Consider the following 25184-nt stretch of genomic DNA (forward strand, 5'->3'; position numbering starts at 1 on the left):
ACCATGAGCAAAACAACCTTACTCGCCGTCAACGGCACTCTGATGCGCGGCCTGGAGCTGAATCACAACATGCAAAAAGCGGGCGGCGTGTTCGTGCGCGAAGACAAGACCGACCCCCACTATCGTCTGTGGACCATCAACGATAAACATCCCGGCATGATCCGCGTGGCGGAAGGCGGCACCTGCGTGGCGCTGGAAATCTGGGAACTGCCGATGGCCTCGTTTGCCGACCTGCTGGCAAGCGAGCCTGCGGGCCTGAGCATTGGAAAAGTACGCCTTACGAACGGCAGCGAAGTGCTCGGCGTGCTGGCTGAGCCGTGGCTGGTCGAAGGACAGAAAGAGATAACCGACACTGGCAGCTGGCGCAACTACACCGGCCATCATCACACGTCATAACTGACCTTGAGCAAGGGAACTGACTTATGCGTAAAACAAGTGAAAATATTAACACCGCCTCCGGGCTGCGGATTGCGATGATCCTGCTGGGGATCGCCGTCACACCGGTGCTGCTCTCTTCTTCAAGCCTCGGCAATCAGCTCTCCTCTTCCAGCCTGCTCACCGTGGTGCTGGCAGGCGGCTTCATCCTGACGCTGCTTTCGGCCATTACCATCAGCGTCGGTGAAAAAGCGCGTCTGCCGACCTACGGCATTGTGAAATATGCCTTTGGGGAAAAAGGCGCGGTCGCCATCAATATTCTGATGGCCGTCAGCCTGTTCGGCTGGATTGCGGTGACTGCCAATATGTTCGGTCATTCGGTTCACGATCTGCTGGCAGAGCACGGCGTTAACCTGCCCGTACCGCTGCTGGTAGCCGCAGGCTGCGTGATTTTTATCGCCTCCACCGCGTTTGGCTTTGAAGTACTGGGCAAGGTGGCGCAGGTTGCGGTACCGGTAATTGCACTGATGCTGTGCTACATCCTGTGGATTATCACCCATACCGATGCGCCCGTTGTCGCCCAACAGCTTTCCACCATGAATACGGGCGTGGCGATTTCGACCGTGGTCGGAACCATTATCGTGCTGGTCGCCACCCTGCCGGATTTCGGCAGCTTCGTTCACGACAGAAAGCACGCGCTGATTGCTGCGGTATTAACCTTTATGGTGGCTTATCCGCTGCTGTACTGGATCGGCGCCACGCCGAGCGCGCTCAGCGGCAAAGGCTCGCTGCTGGCGGCAATGGCGGTGTTTGGTGCAGTGTTACCTGCCGCTCTGCTGCTGATTTTCGCCTGCATCACCGGCAACGCCGGGAACATGTTCCAGGGCACGCTGGTGGTCTCCACGCTGTTCAGCAGGTTCCCGAAATGGCAGATTACGCTGGTGCTCGGCGTGCTGGCGGCCATTATCGGCAGCCTGAACATCATGAGCGTATTCATTCCGTTCCTGCTGTTCCTCGGCATCGCAACGCCGCCGGTGGCGGGGATTTATATCGCCGACTTCCTGCTCTATCGCCGTGGCGGCTATGATGCAGCCGTGCCGGAACGCGAACCTGCGGTAAAGGTACTGACCTTTGTGGCCTGGGCGCTGGCGAGCGTGGTCGGCTTTGCCACCGCCAACGGAATTTTCACCCTGACGACCATCCCTTCCATCGACTCTATTCTGGTCGCCTGCGTGGGGTACGTACTCTTTAGTCGCCTGAGTCACAAACCGACAACCGTCAGAATCTGACAAACGCTGGGTATCTGGTCACGGGCGAGTAAGCTATGACATCATTGTCAGTCGCTTCTCGCCTGTTTTTTATGACTCCAGGTGAGCCACACAACGCCGGAGCCGGTCATGTTTATTTCCGAAGAAGTGTTACGCATTGTGCATCTGGTGGCGAAATACCAGAGCATCACCACCGCTGCCGAGCAGCTCAATAAAGTCCCTTCCGCCATAAGCTATACCCTGAAAAAGCTGGAAGAGAGTCTCGGCATCGAGCTGTTCATCCGCAAGGGCCGCTATCTGGAACTCACCCCGAGCGGCGACTACTTTATCCAGCACAGCGTCACGCTACTGCACGACATTGAAGCCCTGAAGCGCAACACCTCCCTGATTTACTCTGGCGTGGAAAAAGAGCTCACCGTGGCGGTGAACAACATCATTCCGCGCAGCGCAGTGGTGCAGTATATCGTTGAATTTGAGCGCACCTTCCCCGGTACGGAGTTGACGGTCAACACCGAGGTGTACAACGGCTGCTGGGACGCGCTGTATAACAAACGCGCCGACCTGGTGATTGGGGCGCCGCACGCGGTACCTTCCAGCGACGGTATTGTCAGCGAAGCCGCGGGGCAGCTGGAGTGGGATTTTGTCGTCGGGCCGCAGCATCCGCTGGCCCCTCAGCTTCAGCCATTAGAGAACCGTCAGCTTCGCCAGTATCCGGCGGTCTGCATCCGCGATACCGCCATCCACAGCAAACCGCTCCAGGCCTGGCTGCTGGAGGGGCAAAAGGCGCTTTTCGTACCGGATTTCGACACGGCTATCGAGCTTATAGGGCAGAACGCGGGGATTGGCTATATTCCGCACCATCTGACGCTGACGCGGCTCAATAACGGACAGCTAGTAAAAAAACCGATGCAGGAACACAAGCACGCCACCCGGTTGTTCAACGCCACCCGCAGCGATGGCCTTGGGGAAGCGGCGCGCTGGAGCATGAATTTCCTCCAGCGGCCTGAGATCAAAGTGGCGATAAACGGCGGTTAGATTGCCGGGCGGCACGTTGTTTGCCCGGTTACAGGTACCATAGGCCCGGTAAGCGTAGCGCTACCGGGCAATTTCACATCTTGAACAGCGGCACCGTCGCCCCGGTGATATAGCGGCGACGCAGCCAGGACGACAATGCATCCATCGTCATCACCACCGCCACCAGCAGCAAGGTGATAAACATCACCACGTCCCAGTTCCAAAGCCGCATGTTTTCGGCATAAATCAGCCCGATGCCGCCCGCGCCGACAAAGCCCAGTACCGCCGCTGAACGGGTGTTCGATTCCAGCTGATACAGGCTCAGCGCCAGAAACGTCGGGAAGGACTGGGTGAAGATCCCAAAGCGGTGCTTTTGCAGACCGTTGGCGCCCACTGCCGTCAGGCCACGCCCCGGCGAACGTTCCACCGCCTCATGCCCTTCGGCATACAAGCGCCCGAGCAGGCCGGTATCCTGCATGATAATCGCCAACACGCCAGCCAGCGGGCCAAGCCCTACGGCGCGCACGAATATCAGCCCCCAAATCGCCATGTCGATGCCGCGCAGCAGGTCGAACAGGCGGCGCATAAACATCGCCACAAACCGAGTCACCGGGCCGCGCATGATGTTACGCGCCGCAAGGAACGACAGCAGCAGCGCAATCACCGTGGCGGTGATCGTTCCGGAGAAGACGATGGCAAGCGTGATGCCTATCTGGCTGAAGTAGTAGCCAAATGGCCAGTTCATAAAATCATGCCAGACGAACATGCGGAAAAAATAGCGCCCGAGCTGCGTCATGCCCGTGCTCAGCTGTTCATAGCTGATGCCAAACTGGATAAAGAACCACACGTAATAGAGCAATGCCGCCAGCGCCAGCAGGCCAATATGGCGCAGGTAGCGCCCCTGCACGCGGAACAACGCCGCATGCTCTTCCCGATAATGCGCGGTATCCGTCACCGCCTGCCACTGTTTCATTTGTTCCCCTCCAGCACCCGCTGGCGCAGACGGCCAGAGAGCGTATCGAGCAGCGACACCACAATCACGATCAGCAGCAGCGTCATGCTCACCTGGTCATAGCGGTCGAGTTTAATGTTGGTCATCAGCTCCTGGCCGATGCCGCCCGCCCCGACCAGCCCAAGAATGGTGGATGAGCGGAAGTTAATTTCCAGGCGCATAAAGCCGTAGGAGAGAAAAACAGGTTTCACCTGCGGCCAGAGCGCGAAACGCATGCGCTGAACAGCCGTCGCCCCGCAGGCCGTCAGCCCGCGCACTGGCTTGTTTTGTGCGCTTTCGATCGCCTCATAAAACAGCTTGGTCAGGCTGCCGATGGTGTGCAGCGTCAGCGCCAGAAACCCCGGTATCGCGCCGATGCCAAACGCCATCACGAAGATAACAGCCCACGCCAGCTCCGGCATGGTACGCAGAAATGCCACCAGCGCACGAATCGCCATTCTTACGCCGAGCGGTGCCCAGGCGTTACGCGCCGCCATAAACGCCAGAATCGTCGCGATGGCCACCGCCACCAGCGTTGCCGCCAGCGCCAGCTGGAGCGTTTCCCAGATCAGCGGCAGCTGGATAGGCAAGCGATAGCCCCAGTAAGCCAGCGATCCTTTGGTATGCGAATCCGCGAACAGCAGCCCGCCGTGCAGCGTCGGCACTGTTTCCAGCATGTAATCGAGGAAGTTCGGCAGCGAGTGCCAGATGGTGAGGAGATTAAATTCGGCGGCCTGTCCGGCGGCGAAATAGAGCACCAGCAGCAGCGCCGACCAGGTGAAGGTGTCGCGCGTCTGGCGGGCCTTTATCTGCTGGTAATAACGTTCAAATTCAGTATTCTGCATGTTCACTCGCGGAATAACGCTCCCCCGCCAACCGCGCGAGGGAGGTGAAATGGCCTGATTAACGGGCGTTAACCAGTTCGCGTTTCATGTCGATAATCTGCTGGAAATCTGCCACGGTGGCCGGGCCGATGTGCTGGGTGCCGCCCATCGCCTTAATAAAGCAGGCGTGATCTTCCTTGTCCAGTTTCTTCACTGCATCCACTACTTTGGCCTTGAAGTCCGCAGGCAGGCTGTTGCTTACCAGGATAGGGCCGTTCGGGATCAGCGGCGACTGCCAGATGATGCGGATGTTCTTCATCAGGTCCGGATGATCCATGCGGATCAGGCGGTTAAACGCGCCCGCCGTGTAGCCGTCGTTGTAGTCACCGACCATTGAAGTCCAGGTCACTGCGCCGTCGAACTGCCCGTTCAGCACGCCGAGGATGTCCTGCTCGTGGCCGCCGGAGAAGGTAACGCTGGAGAAGTGATTGTTGTATTTGTTATCCGGCGTGCCGCCAAACTTCTGCTTGAAGGCCTGGTTCGGGATCAGGAAGCCGGAGGTGGAGTCCGGGTCGGCCATGCCGAAGGATTTCCCTTTCAGATCGTCGATGGTTTTATACGGGCTGTCGGCTTTAACGATGACCACCGAGTGATAGCCGCGGGACTGATCTTTGTCGTCCACCGCGAGGCCGACGATATCCACCGCTTTCGGGTTGTTGATGTACACCGAGGCGTAGGAGGACGGTGACATGCTCAGCACCACGTCCACTTTACCGCCGAGCAGGCCCTGGATCACGCCAGAGTAGTCAGAGGAGTTACGCAGTTTGGTGTCGACGCTCAGCTCTTTATCGAGGAACGTTTTCACGCACTGGTTATCGCCGATTTGCTGGGTGGCGTTCTGCCCGCCCAGAATGCCCAGATTTAACTCTTTCGGTTGCTCAGCAGTTGCCTGCCAGGCCACCAGCAGCCCTGCCATCATTGCAGAAAGTCGTAATGCGCGCGTCATGTGCTTGGTCATTATCGTTGCCTGTGTCGTCTGGTTTTGAGAATCAGTGGAGTTGAGAAATGTCATCGCCGTACAGGTGGTGCAGAACATCCGGGCTCAGATCGTCCGGATGTCCATCGAACACGATTTGCCCCTGCGCAATGCCAATCACGCGGGTGCAGTAAGTTTTCACCAGTTCAATCGAATGCAGATTGACCATCACGCTGATGCCCTGCTCGCTCACTTCTCGCAGCACGTTCATGATGCGCTGCGTATTTTTCGGGTCGAGAGAAGCGACAGGTTCATCGGCCAGTAAAACGGAAGGGTTCTGGATCAGCGCCCGGCAAATCGCCACGCGCTGCATCTGCCCACCGGAGAGGTTCTCCGCCCGCTGCAGCGCGTGCGGTAGCATGTTCATCCATTCAAGCAGCGCAATCGCCCGGGCGCGGTCGTCGTCGGAGAAGACCTTAAACAGGGATTTGAGCGTGGAAGTCTGGCTCAGGCGGCCCAGCAGGACGTTGGTCAGCACATCAAGGCGCGGCACCAGGCAGAAGTCCTGGAAAATCATCCCGCATTCGCTGCGCCACTGGTTCAGGGCGCGTCCGCTGAGGTGCGACACGTCGCGCGGCATCCCCACTTCCGGGTAGCTTAATATTTCACCTTCGGTGGCGGCGTGGGTGCCGTTCAGCACGTGCAGCAGCGTGGATTTCCCCGCCCCGCTTCGCCCGACAATGCCCACCATTTCCCCGGCGTGCAGGTCGAAGCTGATGTCGTTCAGCACCGTCTGCTGGGCGTTATAGGATTTGCTGAGGTTTTTCACGCTCAGCACTTTACGCAGATTGGCCTGGGCAGGCTGCGGCTGGAGCGGATAGTCATTCAGGGAAAAAAGTGCGCGAGCGTTGTTCATAAGAGTTCCACGTTGCTGGTTTTCGCCGTGGGTTATTAACGATGCTGCGCGTGACGCTTTAATGACAGAAAAACGATAAACAGATGAAGATGACAGACGCCGTTACAACTCTTTTGTTGTCGTGAGCGGCATTCAGCGCCATTAATAACGCCCTTTTATCGTTGAGACTAATCCTGTGCGTTCAGCGCTGTTTGCTCTTTCCCTGCTGGCGGCTCCTGCCTTCGCCGCCCCGTCCATTCAGGTAGGATTTTCCCCGGAGGGATCGGCACGGACGATGGTTCTGGCGGTGATTAATCACGCGCAGAAATCCATCAATATGATTGCTTATGCGTTCCAGGCACCGGACATTACCGCAGCCCTGGAAGCGGCGGCGGCGAGAGGTGTGAAGGTACAATTGGTGGCCGATTTTCGGCGTAATCAAAACGGTAAAAGTCAGCGCGCATTGAGCGATGTCGCCAGCCACGGCGTGGAGGTCCGGACCGACGCGCACTACCATATCCAGCATGATAAAACGATTATCGTGGATGGAAGCACGATAGAAACCGGCTCGTTTAACTATGCGCCGTCGGCTGAGACTGAAAACAGTGAAAATGTGCTGGTTATCCGCCATGCGCCAGCCATAACCGCGCAGTATCTTGCTCACTGGCGGTCACGCTGGCGCTATGGCGTGCCTTTTACTCCTGAGCCGAAACCGGCTGCCGGGACGCTGGCTCCGCTGACGCAAACTGCCCACGGTTAAGGTCGCCAACCACCGCATTCATCCGCGCCTCATTCAGGCTGTAGAACTTAATCGACAGCGCGGTCAGCACGTAGAACACGGATGGGATCACTGAGAACAGCAGCACGATACCGCCGATGGCCTCGGCAGACTGCACGGTGCTGCCCGAAGCATAGCCATAATACGCCAGCACCCAGCCAAGAATGGCCCCGCCGACTGCCACGCCAAGCTTGATCACAAAGATATTCGCCGCGACGTTCATGCCGGTGATACGACGCTGGGTTTTCCATTCACCGTAGTTGTTGGTGTCGGTGATCATTGACCACTGAATGGCGGCGTTTCCGCCCTGCACCAGCTGGATAAGCATGTGGAAGAACAGCGGTATCGCCCAGTACTGCACCGGAAGCCAGAAGCAGGCCATGCCCAGGGCGGCATTCACCATGTTGATCCAGAAAGAGAGCTTCACTTTGCAGAAGCGGGTGCCGAAGGGTTTTGCCAGCACCGAGCCAAACATCGAGGCGAACATGCCGCCGAGCATAAACCAGCTGATAATGTCTGACCCTTTGCTCAGCACGCTGTTGACGTAATAGACCACCGCCCCGCCGCGGATCACCACCGCCACCAGCATCATAAAGTTGTAAACCGACAATATGCGCCACTGATCGTTACGGAAGAGAATTTTAATATCCCTGGAAATATTCAGGTTTTCTTCTTTGATGGGCTGCACGCGTTCTTTGGTGGTAAAGAAGCAGACAATAAACATCAGGCAACCAATCACGCCAAATATTGCCATTGCGGCCTGAACACCGGCGGCTCTGTCGCCAGGGTAGAGAAAATCGGCCAGCGGTAAAATAAACGCAGTACCCAGTGCGCCACCAATCGGCGTAATAGCAAATCGCCATGACTGAAGGGATAAACTTTCCTGCGGATCGGTGGTTAACGCGGCCCCCAGAGAACAGTATGGAATATTAATCGCGGTATACATCAGGGTCATAAAAATATAGGCCGCAACGGCGTAAACCACTTTTCCACTGTCTGAAAAACTTGGGATGGAATAGACCAGCACGCAGCTGACGGCGAAGGGAATACAGATGGCCATCAGCCAGGGACGGAAGCGCCCCCAGCGGGTGGCCGTGGCATCGGCAATGGCGCCCATAATGGGATCGGTAATCGCGTCGAGCACGCGAACCAGTAAAAACATCGTGCCCATCACTGCCGGAGGCAAACCGTAAATATCGGTGTAGTACCAGGCCAGAATAGCGACGGAAGAATCAAAAACAATATGGCTGGCGGCATCACCGAGGCTATAGCCAACTTTTTCTCTGACGGATAACTTTTCTCCTGCCACAATCAAACTCCCCTTCAGTATTAAAGTGAGAAACCGGTTTCTTATGTGGCGCTATTTTTTGCACAGCCGGGGAAAGGCGGTCTATTACGATTTTTTGCCTGCTCCTTATGTTTTTTGCTTTATGTGATCCCGAGGGTTCAGAAATGATATTTGAGCCCTTTTTTTGTTTTGCACTTCACATATCCACCACAGCGGGAATTGTCCTTAATGGGCAAAAACGTTAACTCCGACACGCGGCGGAAACGAGTTTCGTCTATGGTTACAGGCAGCGGAATATGCGCTGTTAAAAGGAGAATCAACAATGAATAAGCCCGTTTTGCGCCGTCCTGACACCCTTTCCCTTGCCCTGCGGCTGGCACTTGGGGGCGCGCTATTTTCGCTGGGCCTCGCTTGTGCGCAGGCCGACGAGGCACAGCCTCAGTCGCCGGATGTTTTATTGGGTCCGCTGTTTAACGACGTGCAGAGCGCGAAGCTGTTTCCCGATCAGAAAACTTTTGCCGACGCTGTACCGAACAGCGACCCGCTGATGATCCTTGCGGACTACCGGATGCAGCGCTCCCAGAGCAGCTTTGACCTGCGCCACTTCGTGGACGTCAACTTCACGCTGCCTCAGGAAAAAGACAAGTACGTGCCGCCGAAGGATCAGAGCCTGCGCGATCATATTGACGGACTGTGGCCGGTGCTGACGCGCACCACCGACAAGGCCGAAAAATGGGATTCCCTGCTGCCGCTGCCGAAGCCCTACGTCGTACCCGGCGGGCGATTCCGTGAGGTTTATTACTGGGACAGCTACTTCACCATGCTGGGCCTGGCGGAGAGCGGCCACTGGGACAAAATCGAGGACATGGTCGCCAACTTCGCTTATGAAATTGACACCTGGGGCCATATTCCCAACGGCAACCGCAGCTACTACTTGAGCCGCTCGCAGCCGCCGTTCTTCTCTCTGATGGTGGAGCTGCTCGCCACGCACGAACCGGACGCACTGAAGACGTATCTGCCGCAGATGGAGAAAGAGCACGCTTACTGGATGGAAGGGGCCGAATCGCTGCAAAACGGCTCGGCAAATAAACGCGTGGTAAAACTCGACGATGGTGCCCTGCTCAACCGCTACTGGGACGACAAAGACACGCCGCGTCCTGAATCCTGGCTGGATGACGTCAACACCGCCAAAAGTAACCCGAATCGTCCTGCCACGGAAATCTACCGCGACCTGCGGTCCGCCGCCGCCTCTGGCTGGGATTTCAGCTCACGCTGGATGGATGACCCGCAGAAACTCAGCACGATCCGCACCACCAGCATCGTGCCGGTCGATCTGAACTCACTGATGTTCCGGATGGAGAAAATCATCGCCACCGCCAGTAAAGCCGCGGGCGACGACGCCAAAGCCAGCCGCTATAACGCTCTGGCAGGCGATCGTCAGAAAGCGATGGAAAAATACCTGTGGAACGACAAAGAGGGCTGGTACGCCGATTACGATCTCAAATCGAAAAAGGTGCGTAATCAACTGACCGCTGCCGCGCTGTTCCCGCTTTACGTGCATGCGGCCTCCAACGACCGAGCCGCGAAAGTCGCCGCCGTGACGGAATCCCGCCTGCTGAAACCGGGCGGTATCACCACCACCACCGTGAACAGCGGCCAACAGTGGGACGCGCCGAACGGCTGGGCACCACTGCAATGGGTGGCCACCGAAGGCCTGCAAAATTACGGCAAAGAGAAGCTGGCCATGGAAGTGAGCTGGCGTTTTCTGACCAACGTGCAGCACACCTACGACAGCCAGCAGAAACTGGTCGAGAAGTATGACATCACCTCTACCGGCACCGGAGGCGGCGGCGGCGAATACCCACTCCAGGACGGCTTCGGCTGGAGTAACGGCGTGACGCTGAAGATGCTCGATCTGATCTGTCCGAAAGAGAAGCCGTGCGATGACGTGCCGAAAAACCGACCGGCGCCTGCTCCTGCGGCCCCGTCAGCTCCGGCGACAAAAGCACAATAACCCTCAACCGTGCCGGGCGGCGCTGACCTGCCCGGCCTGCGAGCTGCCCTCTCCGGCTGTTTTTGTAGGCCAGGTAAGGCTTCAGCCGTCACCTGGCAATTCCCCGGCACGCCTACCCAAAATGGTAGTCAGCTCGTGACTTCTCCGCTTGATTCAGCTAACGCAAACAATAATAATTCGCATTCTTTTTAGCGAAAAATGACATTTTCGTACGTTTTGACACGGCGGCGCACAGGCGTGCCAGACCGTGTTTCTCAGGATTATGTGATGAATAACTTTCTGCCTCTTAAACGCTCGTCGGTGCTTTGTGCGCTGGCGCTGGCCTTCCCTTGCGCCGTATTCGCAGAAGAAACCGTGGTCGTCACGGCGCAGCCGGTGGAATCTGCCACCGCACCGACCAAAGGCTATAGCGCGAAAACCTCTACGGGTTCGACCAAAACCGATCAGCCGTTAATCACCACCGCCCAGTCAGTCTCCGTCGTCACGCGTCAGCAGATGGAAGATCAGGGCGTCAGTAACGTGAGCCAGGCGCTGAGCTATACGCCGGGCGTCTACAGCACCTTTGGCGGCGCGGCAACGCGCTTTGATGCCATTTCACTGCGCGGCTACCACGGCGGCGACGTCGATAACATCTTCCTCGACGGCATGCGCCTGATGAGCGACGGCGGCAGTCACAACATCATTCAGATTGACCCGTGGTTCCTCGATCGCATCGATGTGATTAAAGGCCCCTCCTCTGCACTTTACGGCCAGAGCGTGCCGGGCGGGCTGGTGAATCTCACGTCGAAACGTCCGCAGTTTACCTCCGAGGGCCATATTCAGGCGTTTGGCGGGACCCAGAACACCAAAGGCGCAGCGTTCGATTACACCGACGCCATCAATGACCAGTGGGCATATCGCCTGACCGGTATTACCCGCAACACCGACACGCAGTTCGACAACACACGCGAAGAGCGGTACGCCATTTCTCCATCGCTGCTGTGGCAGCCGGACTCCGACACCAGCCTGCTGCTGCGCGCCTATCTGCAAAAAGATCCGTCAGGCGGCTATCACGGCTCGCTGCCGCTGGACGGCACGCGCTATGAGCACAACGGACGCAAGCTCAGCAATCACACGAACGAAGGCGACCCGGGCGACGGCTATCAGCGCCGGGAGCAGATCTACAGCTATGAGTTCGACCATCAGTTCAACGATGTCTGGTCTGTGCATTCAAGCGGCAGCTACACCCACTCCGACGTGAAGCTCGATCAGGTGTATCAGGTCGGCTGGGTAGACGACAGCGATATGCTGGCCCGCGGCTACAGCGGCTCAAAGGGCTCCCTCGACGGTTGGTCAACCGACAACCGCGTGAAGGCGGACTTCACCACCGGCGAGGTCGCGCACACGCTGATTCTGGGCGGCGAATATCACCGCTTCCGCAATGACATCTGGACCGGAGCAGGCAGCGCTTCCCCGCTGAACCCGTGGACTTACTACACGCCGCAGACCGGGCATACCGTCACGTACAGCGACGATAACAACCGCCGCTACTATCAGGCTGGCGTCTATCTTCAGGACGAGATGGTGTGGAATCGCTGGCATGCGAATCTCTCGACCCGCTATGACCGCATCGTTTCAGAGCAGGTCAGCGACACCTTTGGCACCTCGGCCCGACGTTCGGATGACCATATCAGCAGCCGCGCCTCGCTGCTTTACGCTTTCGAAAACGGTCTGTCGCCGTACCTGAGCTACAGCCAGGCGATTACGCCTGCCATGCTGTCGGGGCCGGACGGCAATCTGCTCAAGCCCACCACGGCAGAACAGTATGAAGCGGGCCTGAAGTTCCAGCCGCCGGGCAGCGCAGATCTCTACAGCATTGCTATCTACGACCTGACACAGAAAGACGTGGCAACCCGCGATCCGAACATCGGCACGGCCACTTTCCTGCCCGCCGGGAAAGTGCACTCGCAGGGGGTTGAACTGGAAGCACGCAATCAGCTGACGCCTCGCCTCAGCACCATCGCAGGCTACACCTGGAACCGCCTGCGCTTTGCCGATACCAAAGACGGCACCGACGACAATACGCCGCAGCTGACCCCGGACCAGATGGCCTCCCTGTGGGCGCATTATCAGTTTGATTTCGGTATCAGCGCGGGCGCTGGCGTGCGTTACATCGGTAAGCAATGGGCGGATGACACCAATACCGAACGTCTGCCGTCCACTACGCTGATTGATGCGATGGTTCGTGCCGATTTAGGGGCCTGGAACTCCGCCCTGAAAGGCGCGTACTTGCAGGTCAACGCCAACAACCTGACCGACCGCGAGTACATTTCAGGCTGCTATGGCACCAATAACTGCTACTGGGGAGCGGAGCGTTCGGTGACAGCAACCCTGGGGTATGATTTCTGATTCATTCCTGAAAATGGAAAGGGCAGCCAAGTGGCTGCCCTTTTTTATTACTCGTTATTGCTTATGCGTTGCGGCGCAGCAGTCGGAAGACCACCAGCACCACGATGGCACCCACAACCGCCACCAGGAAACTGTGCATGTTAAAACCGTTGACGCTGCCGATCCCGAACATGGTGGCCAGCCAGCCGCCAACAACGGCACCGACAATCCCCAGGACACAGGTCAGAATAAAGCCGCCACCGTCACGGCCCGGCATAATCAGTTTAGCGATAACACCTGCGATCAGTCCGAATACAATCCACGTCAGAATGCCCATTTCAACCATCCTCCTAAAAATAAAATAACCGCAAATAAAACGAGCGTATTGTGCGCTCCGGTTAACTTAAGTATAGGTAAACATTCCTAAAACGAAGGGCGTTAACTGAAATTTTTATCCGCCAAAATATTTTCACCCGTTTGTATTAAGTTCTTGTGGGCGCTGCCGATAGTTGATCGAATCTCTGTCAATAAGGAGCTATCGGGCGTGAGTCATTACAATGAGCAATTCCTTAAACAAAATCCGCTGGCAGTGTTAAACGTTCTGCGCGATCTGCATCGCGATCGCATTCCTCTGCGCGTTTCCTGGGGAACGTCGCAGTTTATCAGCCGCATTCTCGACGTCTCGTCGCAGGCACTGATTATCGACTATGGCAGCCAGGAGTATGAAAACCGCGCGGTGCAGCGGGCTGAAAATATCACCCTCTCAGCTGAAACTCAGGGTGCCAAAATCGAATTTACCGTGCCGAAGATTAGCCATGGCCAGTTCCTCGATCTGCCCGCCTTTACTATGCCTGTTCCGCCGTCCCTCTGGTTCGTCCAGCGTCGGGAGTTTTTCCGCATCAGCGCCCCGCTCCATCCGGTTTATTACTGTAAGGCGAAGCTTGCCGATAAGAGCGAAATCCGCTTCCGACTCTGCGACCTGTCGCTCGGTGGGATGGGCGCGCTGATGGATGAAGCGCCACCTGCTGCACTGAAATCAGGCGTGATGATCCCGCAGATGGAGCTCGATATGGGGGAATGGGGGAAATTTCACTTTGACGCTCAGCTGATTTCGCTCAGTGAACGGAAGGTGGTGGACAGCAAGAATGAAACTATCAGTACGCCCCGCCTGAGCTTTCGCTTTCTCAACGTCAGCCCGGCGGTTGAACGCACACTCCAGCGAATCATCTTCTCCCTGGAGCGTGAGGCGCGGGAACGCGCCAATAAGGTCCGCTAATCAGTCAATCGCGTCCATGGCCTTTTGCACCTTCCAGATATAGCGAGGGGCCTGCGGCGACGGGTGATTCTTCACGATATGGTCGAAGAACTCTTCTTTATCCATACCGTTGATTTCGGCAATCGCTTTTTTGCGATCGGAGGAGAAGGTTCTCAGCAGTGCGCCTGCCCCGTTAACATAAGAGGTCACCAGCGCGTACTGCATTACTTCCGGGTCCTTAATGCCCTGCAATGGGCCATTTTCCAGGATGCGGAAATAGGCGGTACCCATAGAGATGTTGCGCTCAGGATTTTTCAGCTCGCTGACGGACGGGTCGCCGCTCCAGCCCATATAGCGATAGACTTCGCGCCCGGCGGTGGAAGGTTTCAGCTGCATCAGACCGACCGCGCCCGATTTGCTCACCACACCAGGATTACCACCCGATTCCACTGCGATAATGGCGGTGATAAATTTCGGGTCCAGGCCCCAGGCTGCCCCGGCCTTCTGGCTGATAGGCATCCACTGCATCGCCCGCTGAACCGGTACCTTCGGGTTATAAGGCGGCTGGGTGTAATCATATTTCGGTTTAGAACTGCACCCGGCAAGCAAGACCGCTAAAACAACAAACCATCTCAATTTCACGCTTCTGTCCTTATTCCTGAAGTGTGCGCGCTGATGACAACGCGGCGTTCAGGCGGCATGATAACCGTTTCATTCTCTGCAAGGAATTGCCATGACTCTGTTTCATCTGATTGCGCCTTCGGGCTATTGCATTAACCAGCAGGCCGCCAGCCGCGGAATCGAACGCCTCCAGGCCGCCGGGCATCAGGTCAGCAATCAGGCGATTCTTTCCCGCCGCCAGCAGCGCTTCGCCGGGACGGAAGCCGAACGTGCGGGCGACATTAACTCGCTGGCAAGCCTCGAAGGGCAAAACGTTATCGTCATGCCGGTACGCGGTGGCTACGGCGCAAGCCGCCTGCTCGATCTGATTGACTGGCGGGCTATCGCCGCACGCCAGCAGCACAATCCGCTGATTATCTGCGGCCACAGCGATTTCACCGCCATTCAGATGGCGCTCCTGTGCGAGGGCGTCATCACCTTCAGCGGTCCAATGATTGCCGGTAATTTTGGCGCGGAAACGATGAATACCTTCACCGAGGAGCACTTCTGGCGCGCGCTGCGCAACCCGTCCTTCACCGTTGAATGGCAGGGTAACGGCCCGCTGTGCGACGTGGCAGGCACCCTGTGGGGCGGCAATCTGGCGATGCTGGCCTCTTTAGTCGGCACGCCCTGGCTGCCGCAAATCGACAACGGCATTCTGGTGCTGGAAGACATTAACGAACATCCGTTCCGCGTGGAAAGGATGCTGCTACAGCTGTTCCATGCGGGCATTCTGGGCCGCCAGCGCGCGATTGTGTTGGGCAGCTTCAGCGGTGCTGAGCCGAATGACTACGACGCCGGGTACGATTTGCCGGCGATGACGGCGTATCTGCAATCCCGCCTGAACATTCCCGTTATCAGCGGGCTGGATTTTGGTCATGAGCAGCGCACCGTCACCCTGCCACTCGGAGCACAGGCGCATCTGATTCGCAGTGAAAAGCGCACCACTTTATCCATTTCAGGCCATCCGACGATCGCCGAATAAAAAAATCACTCATCGCCCTGATTAATCCGCCGTTTCACTGACTTCTGTGATAACGTTTTATCCTCTTTTCACGCGAGCAAGGGAGTACGTGAACGTTGGATGCCGGGGCAATAATCAGTCTGTTTATTCTGGGTTCGGTGCTGGTCACCTGCAGTATTCTATTAAGTTCCTTTTCGTCCCGTCTCGGGATCCCGATCCTGGTGATTTTCCTCGCCATTGGCATGCTTGCGGGCATCGACGGCATCGGCGGCATTCCATTCGATAACTACCCCTTTGCTTACATGATAAGCAACCTCGCACTGGCGGTGATCCTGCTTGATGGCGGGATGCGCACCCAGGCAAGTTCGTTTCGTGTGGCACTCGGTCCCGCGCTGTCGCTGGCGACGGTAGGCGTACTGATTACTTCTGGCCTGACCGGGATGATGGCCGCATGGTTATTCCACCTGAATTTGATTGAAGGCTTGCTGATTGGCGCGATTGTGGGCTCCACGGATGCCGCGGCGGTGTTTTCACTGCTTGGCGGCAAAGGCCTCAACGAACGTGTCGGCTCCACCCTTGAAATTGAATCCGGCAGCAACGACCCTATGGCGGTGTTCCTCACCATCACCCTGATTGAGATGATCCAGCGCCAGCAGACCGGGCTGGACTGGATGTTCGCCGTTCATATTCTTCAGCAGTTCGGCCTCGGCATTGTGATTGGTCTTGGCGGCGGCTATCTGCTGCTGCAGATGATCAACCGCATCTCCTTGCCCGCCGGACTTTATCCGCTGCTGGCGCTGAGCGGCGGGATCATGATTTTCGGCGTGACCACTACCCTCGACGGCAGCGGCATTCTGGCGGTCTATCTCTGCGGCTTCCTGCTCGGCAACCGCCCTATTCGCAACCGCTACGCCATTTTGCAGAACTTTGACGGCCTGGCGTGGCTGGCACAAATCGGCATGTTCCTCGTGCTCGGCCTGCTGGTGACGCCGTCGGATCTGCTGCCGATTGCTATTCCGGCGCTGCTGCTTTCCGCAGGTATGATTTTCTTCGCCCGTCCGTTATCCGTGTTCATCGGCCTGCTGCCGTTCCGCGGCTTCAACCTGCGCGAGCGCGTGTTTATCAGCTGGGTTGGCCTCCGGGGCGCGGTGCCCATCATCCTCGCCGTTTTCCCGATGATGGCGGGCCTTGAGAACGCACGCCTGTTCTTTAACGTCGCCTTCTTCGTGGTGCTGATATCGCTGCTGCTGCAGGGCACCTCGCTCTCCTGGGCGGCGAAAAAAGCCAAAGTGGTGGTCCCCCCCGTTGGCTGGCCAGTCTCCCGCGTGGGGCTGGATATTCACCCGGAAAACCCGTGGGAGCAGTTTGTCTATCAGCTCAGCGCAGACAAATGGTGCGTTGGCGCGGCGCTGCGTGATTTACATATGCCGCCGGACACGCGCATTGCCGCCCTGTTCCGCGACAACGTTATGCTGCACCCAACGGGCAGTACTCGCCTGAAGGAAGACGACGTACTGTGCGTCATTGGCCGCGAGCGTGATTTACCCGCGCTTGGGAAGATGTTCAGCCAGTCGCCGCCGGTGGCGCTCGACCAGCGCTTCTTCGGTGACTTTATTCTGGAAGCCAGCGCGAAGTTTACCGACGTGGCGATGATTTACGGCCTCGACGTCGGGGAAGAATTCCGCGACAACCCGCAGTCGCTCGGGGATATTGTTCAGCACTTGCTCGGTGCAGCGCCCGTTGTAGGTGATCAGGTTGAGTTCGCCGGAATGGTCTGGACGGTGGCTGAGAAAGAAGATAACGCGGTGCTGAAGGTGGGCGTTCGCGTGGCGGAAGAGGAAGCGGAGTAGTTCAGTTGCTCTGTAGCCTGATGCCCTCACCCCAACCCTCTCCCACGGGGAGAGGGAGCAGACACTAAAAACCTTCTCTGAAGAGAAGGTTTTGCAGTTTACCCCGTCACAACAGGCACGCGCATTGCCAGGGCACACATCAGCTCATAGCCGACCGTGCCACAGCGTTCCGCCACATCATCAATCTTGATCTCTTTGCCCCACAGTTCGACTGGCGTGCCAATGCCAGCCTGCGGACACGGCGTGAGATCCACTGCCAGCATATCCATGGAAACTCGCCCGACGGTGCCGGTGCGAATGCCGTCCACCAGCACTGGCGTGCCGTCCGGCGCATTGCGCGGATAGCCGTCGGCGTAGCCACAGGCCACGATGCCAATGCGTTGCTCCTGCTGCGCGGTGTACAACCGTCCGTAGCCCACTGTGTCGCCTGGTTTCAGATTCTGCACGGCTATGATTTCACTGCTCAACGTCATCACAGGTTTCAGACCGCTGTTGGCGATGTCCTGCCATTTACCCGATGGTGATGCGCCATACAGCACAATCCCAGGACGAACCCAGTCGTAATGTGCCTCAGGATGCCAGAGCGTGGCGGCGGAGTTGGACAGCGATCGCGGGCAGTCGAGCCCTTCTGCCGCCAGCTCGATTTTCGCCATCGCTTCCGTTATGCCTTCGGGATTTTCCGCATCGGCAAAGTGCGACATCAGCGTCATGTCGCTGACGTTGTGCATCGCGTGCAGCTGCTGCCAGACGGTGTGAACTTTGTCCGGCGTGAAGCCCAGCCGGTTCATGCCGCTGTTCACTTTGACGTAAACATCCAGCGGCGCGTTGAGCTTCGCGTTCTGTAACGCTTTCAGCTGCCAGTTGCTGTGCACGGTGGTCGTGAGTCGGTACTGGTCATAGAGCGGCAAATCTTCGGCGTGAAAGAACCCTTCCAGCATCAGAATCGGCCCTTTCCAGCCGCGCTCGCGCAGCAGCACCGCCTCTTCAAGATTGAGCAGTGCAAAGCCGTCGGTGTCGTTCAGCGCGCTCCAGATGCGCTCCAGACCGTGACCGTAAGCGTTGGCTTTTACCACCGACCAGACGCGGGAATCCGGGGCCGCCGAGCGCACCACCGCAAGGTTCTGCCGCAGCGCCTGAAGATCCAGGCTTGCGAGAACGGGACGTGACATAACAGCTCCTTAGTTGTGCGCGCCGTGCAAATGCTGCGGGCGCGACGGCGTAAAGCCTGACTGATAGCGGGCCACGCCTAAATCATCGTACGGAATAGCCGGGGTACGGCCAGAAATCAAATCGCTCAGCAGCTGACCGGAGCCGCAGGCCATGGTCCAGCCCAGGGTGCCGTGCCCGGTATTAAGCCACAAATTCTTGTACGGCGTGCGTCCGACTATTGGCGTACCGTCAGGCGTCATGGGGCGCAGCCCGGTCCAGAAGTTTGCCTGTTCGACGTGGCCGCCGCGTGGGAACAGATCCCGCACCACCATCTCCAGCGTTTCACGCCGCGCCTTCAGCAACTCAGTGTTAAACCCGACGATCTCCGCCATGCCGCCCACGCGAATACGGTCGTCGAAGCGAGTGATCGCAATTTTGTACGTTTCATCAAGAATAGTTGAAACCGGCGCGCCGTCGTCGTCTTTAACAGGGATGGTGAGGGAGTAACCTTTCAGGGGATAAACAGGGATATCGACAATGCCCTTCAGCATGGAGGTGGAATAGGAGCCAAAAGCCATCACGTAGGCGTCGGCTTTGACAATTTCTTCGCCACACTTCACGCCGTAAATTTGCCCACCCTCAGAGAGCAATTTATCCACCGGCGTATTAAAGCGGAAGACCACGCCTGCCTCTTCGGCCATTTTCGCCAGCCGCTGGGTGAACAACTGGCAGTCGCCGGTTTCGTCATTCGGCAGGCGCAGGCCGCCGGTGAGCTTGTGGGCCACTTCCGCAAGCGCAGGTTCCACTTCGGCCAGGCGACTGGCTTCCAGCAGCTGATATGGCACGCCTGCATCCTGAAGCACAGCGATATCGCGGGTCGCGTTTTCATACTGTTGTTCGGTGCGGAAAAGTTGCAGAGTCCCGCCCTGGCGGCCTTCGTACTGGATACCGGTGGCAGTGCGCAGCGCCATCAGACAGTCGCGGCTGTACTCCGCCAGGCGAACCATACGGCCTTTGTTTTGCATATAGTGGCGGGTGTCGCAGTTGCGCAGCATCTGCCACATCCACTTCAGCTGGAACGGCGTCCCGTCGAGGCTTATCGCCAGCGGCGCATGGCGCTGGAACATCCATTTGATGGCTTTAAGCGGAACGCCAGGTGCCGCCCAGGGTGCCGCGTAGCCCGGAGAAATTTGTCCGGCGTTGGCGGCGCTGGTTTCCAGCGCCGGGCCCGGCTCCCTGTCGATGACCGTCACCTCGTGCCCTGCCTGACGTAAATACCAGGCGCTGGCCACGCCGACGACCCCACTTCCGAGGATAACCACTCGCATAACGACTCCAGTACCGTAAAAGAACAATCTTCTGATTACATACTGATAACCTAGATTAAAATATTATTCAACATACGCTTTTTTTATGGTGACTTACCTCACACCCGCCCGCCATACAAAGGTATGCACGGTTTTGAAATCTCGTGCTGCGGCGCAATTTTCGTCAGCACATAATTCCGCAAATATGCAAAAACGTCGCCACTGACGCAGGGAAATCGCGAAGAAAAAGATTTGCGGTTCGCACGTTAGCCCAGGGCTGTTCTATTCTTAACAGGAGGCTCTCCAGACAGAGAGGGCCGCCAACAATGAGGGCGCGCTAATGGCTACGATTGACTCCATGAATAAGGACACCACACGTCTGAGCGATGGACCCGACTGGACCTTCGAGCTGCTGGATACCTATCTGGCGGAGATCGATCGGGTGGCGAAGCTCTACCGACTCGATACCTATCCCCATCAAATCGAAGTCATTACTTCCGAGCAGATGATGGATGCCTACTCCAGCGTCGGGATGCCTATCAACTACACCCACTGGTCGTTTGGCAAAAAGTTTATCGAAACCGAGCGGCTCTATAAGCACGGCCAGCAGGGACTGGCGTATGAAATCGTCATTAACTCCAACCCCTGTATCGCCTACCTGATGGAGGAGAACACCATGACCATGCAGGCGCTGGTCATGGCGCACGCCTGCTATGGGCATAACTCCTTCTTCAAAAATAACTACCTGTTCCGCAGCTGGACCGATGCCAGTTCCATCGTCGACTACCTGATCTTCGCGCGCAAATACATCACCGAGTGCGAAGAGCGCTACGGCGTGGACGAGGTGGAAAAGCTGCTCGACTCCTGTCACGCACTAATGAACTACGGCGTCGACCGCTACAAACGCCCGCAGAAAATCTCCCTGCAGGAGGAGAAGGCGCGGCAGAAAAGTCGCGAAGAGTATCTGCAAAGTCAGGTGAACACGCTGTGGCGCACCCTGCCGAAGAAAGAAGAAGAGAAGACAATTGCGGTGGCTCGCCGTTATCCGTCCGAGCCACAGGAAAATATTCTCTACTTTATGGAGAAAAACGCCCCGCTGCTGGAGTCCTGGCAGCGTGAGATCCTGCGCATCGTGCGTAAGGTCAGCCAGTATTTTTATCCGCAGAAGCAGACGCAGGTGATGAACGAGGGCTGGGCAACCTTCTGGCACTACACCATTCTTAATCATCTCTACGATGAAGGGAAAGTGACCGAGCGCTTTATGCTGGAATTCCTGCACAGCCACACTAACGTGGTGTTCCAGCCGCCTTACAACAGCCCGTGGTATAGCGGCATTAACCCGTATGCGCTGGGCTTTGCGATGTTCCAGGATATCAAGCGTATCTGCCAGTCGCCGACGGAAGAAGACAAATACTGGTTCCCGGACATTGCCGGGTCGGACTGGCTGGAAACGCTGCATTTTGCGATGCGCGACTTTAAGGACGAGAGCTTTATCAGCCAGTTCCTGTCGCCGAAGGTCATGCGTGATTTCCGTCTTTTCACGGTGCTCGACGACGATCATAACAACTACCTGGAAATTTCAGCCATTCACAACGAAGAAGGCTACCGGGAGATTCGTAACCGACTGTCGTCGCAGTACAACCTGAGCAATCTGGAACCGAATATTCAGGTGTGGAATGTGGATTTGCGTGGCGATCGTTCCCTGACGTTGCGTTATGTGCCTCACAACCGCGCCCCGCTGGATATGGGACGACGCGAAGTGCTGAAGCACGTGCATCGCCTCTGGGGCTTTGATGTGCAGCTGGAGCAGCAAAACGCTGATGGCAGCGTAGAACTGCTCGATCGCTGCCCGCCAAGGCAGAATTTGCTCTAGGCGTAAAAAAAGCCGGGTGAGAACCCGGCTTTTTGCTGTCTGTTTTCGGCGGAATTAACGCCCGTGAATCGCCAAATCGCCCGGCAGCGTTTTCTGCATTTTGTGCCAGACAAGCCCGGACTCGTGGCCGTAGCGGCGCACCGTCTCATAAACCTGTTCGTGCTGACCCTGTTCACACACTTTTGCCAGCTGATGGTAGAAGCCGAGCGCCAGGCTGCGCGCTTCCGGATTGGCAAAATAGTGGCGGCCAATGCGGGTGTAGAGCCCTTTCATGCCGTTTAAGATCAGGCCATAAATCGGGTTACCGGAGGCGAACGCCAAGCCGCGGAAAATGCTGTAGTCCAGTTCGGCAAAGGCATCGGCGTGATCTTCCACTTCCTTCGCCGTGGCCAGAACCTTCAGGGCCTCTTCCGGATGCTGACGGAACGCGGTGCGGATAAAAATAGTGGCGATGTTGGTGCGCACGGAGAGGAGGTTATCGATAAGCTGCGGCACGCTGTCGTGATCGAGGCGCGCCAGCGTTTCCAGAATATTCAGGCCAGACGTTTCCCAGAAGTTATTCACTTTGGTGGGTTTGCCGTGCTGGATGGTCAACCAGCCATCGCGGGCCAGACGCTGCAGCACTTCACGTAAGGTGGTGCGCGTAACGCCAATCAGTTCAGAAAGCTCACGCTCTGCGGGCAGGATGGTTCCGGGTGCGAAGCGGTTATTCCAGATACTTTCAATGATGTACTCTTCCGCGAAACCCGCCGGGCTCTGCGCCTTAATGACCATAGTGAGATTTCCATTACACAGCGTTGCTAATTTGGCACTCATCATACCAGAGCCAATGGGGGGGCAGATAGCGCATCGCCGTAATTAAAAGGGGATCGCTGTTTAATTTTATAAAATTACCTCGCGGTACCCGCACTTGCCTGTCGCGGCCTGAGGAACGATACTTCGTGGTTCATCTTCAGGAAACTGCTTACTTTTTGACGGGATCGGAAATCTGTCGTGGAAATTTCAACCTCGCGCGCGCTGTGGCGCAATTTTTTGGGCCAGTCACCGGACTGGTACAAGCTGACGCTTATTCTCTTTCTGGCGATAAACCCTGTCGTCTTTTTCTTTGACCCGTTTGTGGCCGGCTGGCTGCTGGTAGGCGAGTTCATCTTCACGCTGGCGATGGCACTCAAGTGCTACCCGCTGCTGCCGGGCGGTCTGCTGGCGATTGAAGCGGTGATGGTGGGCATGACCCGTGCGGAACACGTTCGGGAAGAAATTGCCGGGAATCTCGAAGTACTGCTGCTGCTTATGTTTATGGTCGCAGGCATCTACTTTATGAAGCAGCTGCTGCTGTTTATCTTCACTCGCCTGCTGCTGAGCATTCGCAGCAAGATGCTGCTGTCTGTCGCCTTCTGTCTTGCCGCAGCGTTTTTATCTGCCTTCCTGGATGCGCTGACGGTAGTCGCGGTGATCATTAGCGTCGCAGTTGGCTTCTACGGCATATACCACCGCGTGGCCTCGTCGCGCCCCGGTGATAATGACATGCTCGACGATAGCCATATCGAAGCACACAACAAAGAGGTGCTGGAACAGTTCCGCGCCTTCCTGCGCAGCCTGATGATGCACGCCGGTGTCGGCACCGCGTTGGGCGGGGTAATGACCATGGTTGGCGAGCCGCAGAACCTGATCATCGCCAAAGCCGCAGGCTGGCATTTTGGCGAATTCTTCCTGCGGATGCTGCCGGTCACGCTGCCGGTGTTCATCTGTGGCCTGATAACCTGCCTGCTGGTCGAAAAATTCAGGCTGTTTGGTTATGGCGAACAGCTGCCGCCTGCCGTGCGCGATGAGCTGCAGGCGTTCGATGCGAAGAGCCGCGCCCAGCGTACGCGTCAGGAATCGCTGAAACTGGTGATTCAGGGCGTTATCGGCGTGTGGCTGATTATTGCCCTCGCGCTGCACCTGGCCGAAGTGGGGCTGATTGGCCTGACCGTCATCATCTTTGCCACGTCGCTGACGGGCGTGACAGATGAACACGCCATCGGCAAAGCCTTCACTGAGGCGCTGCCGTTTACCGCCCTGCTGACGGTGTTCTTTGCCGTAGTGGCGGTGATTATCGACCAGCAGCTCTTCTCGCCTATTATCAACTTCGTGCTGCAGGCTTCGCCGCATGCGCAGCTGTCGCTGTTCTACCTGTTCAACGGCCTGCTCTCATCCATTTCCGACAATGTGTTTGTCGGCACGGTGTATATCAACGAAGCCAAATCAGCGCTGGAACACGGTGCCATCTCCCTGCCGCAGTTCGAAATGCTGGCGGTGGCGATTAATACCGGCACTAACCTGCCCTCGGTGGCGACGCCTAACGGCCAGGCGGCTTTCCTGTTCCTGCTGACTTCTGCACTCGCCCCGCTGATCCGCCTCTCCTATGGCCGTATGGTGTGGATGGCCCTGCCGTATACGCTGGTACTGACGCTCGTAGGATTGCTGTGCGTGGAGTTTACGCTTATCCCCTACACGGAATGGCTGGGGTCCACGGGCTGGCTCTCGAGTTCACCGCTGCCGCTACATTAGACCTTCTCTGATTGACGCCCGCAGCCCGTTGCGGGCGATTCATCCGCTTTTACGCAATAATTACTCTCCACATAGTGGCGCGGTAAATGTTTTCGTTTACACTGCGGGTCTTAGCATGTTCCAGGGAAATGATTATGTTGCGATTTTTAAACCAGTGCTCACGCGGTCGCGGAGCGTGGTTATTGTTAGCGTTTGTCGCGTTCGCTTTAGAGATGGTTGCGCTGTGGTTCCAGCACGTGATGATGCTGAAACCTTGCGTGCTGTGTATCTATGAACGCAGCGCGCTGTTCGGCGTGATGGGCGCCGGGATTGTCGGGGCTATCGCGCCCAAAACGCCGCTGCGTTTTGCCGCCCTCGCTATCTGGATTTACAGCGCCATTCGTGGTTTGCAGCTGTCGTGGGAGCACACCATGATGCAGCTGCACCCTTCTCCGTTCCAGACCTGTGATTTTGCCGCGCGTTTCCCGACGTGGCTGCCGCTTGATAAGTGGCTGCCGCAGGTGTTTGTCGCCAGCGGCGACTGCTCCGTACGCCAGTGGCAATTCCTGTCGCTCGAAATGCCACAGTGGCTGGTTGGCATTTTTGCCGCCTTCCTGATTGTGGCGCTGCTGGTGCTGATTGCCCAGCCGTTTAAACCGAAAAAACGCGATTTGTTTGGAAGGTAAAAGCAAAAAGGCAACTTCGGTTGCCTTTTTTAGTGTTTGCTCCCTCTCCTTTGGGAGAGGGTCGGGGTGAGGGGATCAGACCGCACTGCTCCCGATTGCAAAAAGGCAACTTCGGTTGCCT

General features: G+C 57.2%; 22 protein-coding genes. 12 read left to right on the plus strand and 10 right to left on the minus strand.

All coding sequences use genetic code 11. The annotated features are described in order from the left end of the window. Positions 1-3 precede the first annotated feature (3 nt). From CRO87_RS18530 to CRO87_RS18540, 3 genes are all read left to right on the plus strand, one after another. Entirely contained in the window at positions 4-396 is a 393-nt protein-coding gene (locus CRO87_RS18530) for a glutamyl-tRNA amidotransferase (protein ID WP_097164402.1), read from the plus strand. 26 nt (positions 397-422) lie between these two features. Then, entirely contained in the window at positions 423-1664 is a 1242-nt protein-coding gene (locus tag CRO87_RS18535; RefSeq protein WP_097164403.1) for a cytosine permease, read from the plus strand. Positions 1665-1772: 108 nt separating this feature from the next. Further along, a complete protein-coding gene (locus CRO87_RS18540; RefSeq protein ID WP_097164404.1) occupies positions 1773-2678 on the plus strand; it encodes a LysR substrate-binding domain-containing protein in 906 nt (301 codons plus the stop codon). Positions 2679-2751: 73 nt separating this feature from the next. Here CRO87_RS18540 and phnE (CRO87_RS18545) read toward each other — a convergent pair whose 3' ends face one another. Genes phnE (CRO87_RS18545) through phnC form a run of 4 tightly spaced genes read right to left on the minus strand, consistent with a single transcriptional unit; the run spans position 2752 to position 6364 of the window. Next, a complete protein-coding gene (gene phnE / locus CRO87_RS18545; protein WP_097164405.1) occupies positions 2752-3630 on the minus strand; it encodes a phosphonate ABC transporter, permease protein PhnE in 879 nt (292 codons plus the stop codon). Next, complete coding sequence (phnE, locus tag CRO87_RS18550) at positions 3627-4499, minus strand: phosphonate ABC transporter, permease protein PhnE (protein ID WP_097164406.1); 873 nt, start codon at positions 4497-4499, stop codon at positions 3627-3629. The genes phnE (CRO87_RS18545) and phnE (CRO87_RS18550) overlap by 4 nt, the downstream gene beginning before the upstream one ends. 52 nt (positions 4500-4551) lie before the next feature. Then, positions 4552-5490, minus strand: coding sequence for a phosphonate ABC transporter substrate-binding protein (gene phnD / locus CRO87_RS18555; RefSeq protein ID WP_097164407.1), 939 nt, complete (start codon positions 5488-5490; stop codon positions 4552-4554). Between the two features lie 31 nt (positions 5491-5521). Further along, positions 5522-6364, minus strand: a complete 843-nt coding sequence (phnC, locus tag CRO87_RS18560; protein ID WP_097164408.1) for a phosphonate ABC transporter ATP-binding protein — start codon at positions 6362-6364, stop codon at positions 5522-5524. 175 nt (positions 6365-6539) lie between these two features. On the opposite strand from phnC, the gene CRO87_RS18565 reads away from it, so the two are divergent. Then, complete coding sequence (locus tag CRO87_RS18565; protein WP_255252521.1) at positions 6540-7103, plus strand: phospholipase D family protein; 564 nt, start codon at positions 6540-6542, stop codon at positions 7101-7103. On the opposite strand, the gene CRO87_RS18570 is transcribed toward CRO87_RS18565, so the two are convergent. Beyond that, complete coding sequence (locus CRO87_RS18570) at positions 7039-8433, minus strand: glycoside-pentoside-hexuronide (GPH):cation symporter (RefSeq protein ID WP_097164428.1); 1395 nt, start codon at positions 8431-8433, stop codon at positions 7039-7041. The genes CRO87_RS18565 and CRO87_RS18570 overlap by 65 nt on opposite strands. A 298-nt stretch (positions 8434-8731) precedes the next feature. On the opposite strand from CRO87_RS18570, the gene CRO87_RS18575 reads away from it, so the two are divergent. Then, positions 8732-10423, plus strand: a complete 1692-nt coding sequence (locus CRO87_RS18575; protein ID WP_097164410.1) for an alpha,alpha-trehalase — start codon at positions 8732-8734, stop codon at positions 10421-10423. A gap of 267 nt (positions 10424-10690) precedes the next feature. Beyond that, positions 10691-12811 carry a TonB-dependent siderophore receptor gene (locus CRO87_RS18580; RefSeq protein ID WP_097164411.1) on the plus strand — a complete coding sequence of 707 codons (2121 nt, stop codon included), beginning with the start codon at positions 10691-10693 and terminating at the stop codon, positions 12809-12811. A 61-nt stretch (positions 12812-12872) separates the two neighbouring features. Here CRO87_RS18580 and CRO87_RS18585 read toward each other — a convergent pair whose 3' ends face one another. Beyond that, positions 12873-13127: a GlsB/YeaQ/YmgE family stress response membrane protein gene (locus CRO87_RS18585; protein ID WP_097164412.1), complete on the minus strand. Its 255-nt coding sequence runs from the start codon at positions 13125-13127 to the stop codon at positions 12873-12875. Between the two features lie 207 nt (positions 13128-13334). Here CRO87_RS18585 and CRO87_RS18590 point away from each other — a divergent pair, with 207 nt between their 5' ends. Further along, the gene (locus CRO87_RS18590) at positions 13335-14066 is read left to right on the plus strand and encodes a flagellar brake protein (protein ID WP_097164413.1); all 732 of its coding nucleotides are present in this window, start codon (positions 13335-13337) and stop codon (positions 14064-14066) included. On the opposite strand, the gene emtA is transcribed toward CRO87_RS18590, so the two are convergent. Beyond that, positions 14067-14687 (minus strand): membrane-bound lytic murein transglycosylase EmtA, encoded by a 621-nt coding sequence (gene emtA / locus CRO87_RS18595; RefSeq protein ID WP_097164414.1) that lies wholly within the window; start codon positions 14685-14687, stop codon positions 14067-14069. Between the two features lie 91 nt (positions 14688-14778). On the opposite strand from emtA, the gene ldcA reads away from it, so the two are divergent. Next, positions 14779-15690, plus strand: a complete 912-nt coding sequence (gene ldcA, locus CRO87_RS18600; RefSeq protein ID WP_097164415.1) for a muramoyltetrapeptide carboxypeptidase — start codon at positions 14779-14781, stop codon at positions 15688-15690. Between the two features lie 95 nt (positions 15691-15785). Next, positions 15786-17519, plus strand: coding sequence for a potassium/proton antiporter (locus CRO87_RS18605; protein ID WP_097164416.1), 1734 nt, complete (start codon positions 15786-15788; stop codon positions 17517-17519). Positions 17520-17617: 98 nt separating this feature from the next. Here the strand turns inward: CRO87_RS18605 and dadX are convergent, their stop codons facing one another. Next, a complete protein-coding gene (gene dadX / locus CRO87_RS18610; protein WP_097164417.1) occupies positions 17618-18688 on the minus strand; it encodes a catabolic alanine racemase DadX in 1071 nt (356 codons plus the stop codon). Between the two features lie 9 nt (positions 18689-18697). Further along, a complete protein-coding gene (locus tag CRO87_RS18615) occupies positions 18698-19996 on the minus strand; it encodes a D-amino acid dehydrogenase (protein WP_097164418.1) in 1299 nt (432 codons plus the stop codon). 319 nt (positions 19997-20315) lie between these two features. Here CRO87_RS18615 and CRO87_RS18620 point away from each other — a divergent pair, with 319 nt between their 5' ends. Then, on the plus strand, positions 20316-21848 hold the full coding sequence (locus CRO87_RS18620) for a SpoVR family protein (RefSeq protein WP_097164419.1): 1533 nt from the start codon (positions 20316-20318) through the stop codon (positions 21846-21848). A gap of 54 nt (positions 21849-21902) precedes the next feature. Here CRO87_RS18620 and fadR read toward each other — a convergent pair whose 3' ends face one another. Then, positions 21903-22622, minus strand: coding sequence for a fatty acid metabolism transcriptional regulator FadR (gene fadR / locus CRO87_RS18625; protein WP_097164420.1), 720 nt, complete (start codon positions 22620-22622; stop codon positions 21903-21905). Between the two features lie 219 nt (positions 22623-22841). On the opposite strand from fadR, the gene nhaB reads away from it, so the two are divergent. Together nhaB and dsbB are read left to right on the plus strand one after the other, a co-directional pair. Further along, entirely contained in the window at positions 22842-24398 is a 1557-nt protein-coding gene (gene nhaB / locus CRO87_RS18630) for a Na(+)/H(+) antiporter NhaB (RefSeq protein ID WP_097164421.1), read from the plus strand. 134 nt (positions 24399-24532) lie between these two features. Then, positions 24533-25063 (plus strand): disulfide bond formation protein DsbB, encoded by a 531-nt coding sequence (gene dsbB, locus CRO87_RS18635; protein WP_097164422.1) that lies wholly within the window; start codon positions 24533-24535, stop codon positions 25061-25063. The last annotated feature ends 121 nt before the right edge of the window (positions 25064-25184 follow it).

The organism is Enterobacter sp. CC120223-11, assembly GCF_900215375.1.
In the GTDB taxonomy this organism is placed as follows: Bacteria; Pseudomonadota; Gammaproteobacteria; order Enterobacterales; family Enterobacteriaceae; genus Scandinavium.